Origin of the sequence: Rhizobium sp. PEPV16 (assembly GCF_008919455.1) — a bacterium.
Taxonomy (GTDB): domain Bacteria; phylum Pseudomonadota; class Alphaproteobacteria; order Rhizobiales; family Rhizobiaceae; genus Rhizobium; species Rhizobium leguminosarum_Q.
This window is the reverse complement of the sequence record NZ_VSZV01000014.1, coordinates 1-533: the sequence shown is the minus strand read 5'-3', so window position 1 is coordinate 533 and position 533 is coordinate 1. Positions and strand designations below refer to the sequence as shown.

The following is a 533-nucleotide window of genomic DNA, read 5'->3' as shown; positions in this document are numbered from 1 at the left end:
GGCGACGCTCGGCGTGCTTGCAGCACTTGCGGCGATCCTGATCTACATCTGGATCCGCTTCGAATGGCAATTCGCGGTCGGCGCCATCGTCGCAACGCTGCACGACGTCATCATCATGCTCGGTCTCTTCGTCCTCACCGGCATCGAGTTCAACCTGACGAGCGTCGCCGCCGTGCTGACCATCGTCGGTTATTCCCTGAATGATACGGTCGTGGTCTACGACCGAATGCGCGAGAATCTGAAGCGATACAAGAAGATGCCGCTGCCGATCCTGATCGATGCTTCGATCAACCAGACGCTGTCGCGCACCGTTCTGACCGCGGCGACGACGCTGATCGCCTTGCTGGCGCTCTTTCTCTTCGGCGGTGAAGTGATCCGTTCCTTCACCTTTGCGATGCTCTTCGGCGTCGCTCTCGGCACTTTCTCTTCGATCTATATCGCCGCTCCTGTCTTGATCGTCTTCCGGCTGCGGCCGGACGCTCCCGACGGGGAAGAGAGCAACAAGACGGATGCTGGTGTAAAATCCGGCACGG

At 59.5% G+C, this 533-nt stretch carries 1 protein-coding gene; it reads left to right on the top strand.

Annotated features, from left to right (window positions below):
• On the top strand, positions 1 to 533 hold a 533-nt coding region (gene secF, locus FY112_RS00085; RefSeq protein WP_151517329.1), incomplete at both ends, for a protein translocase subunit SecF.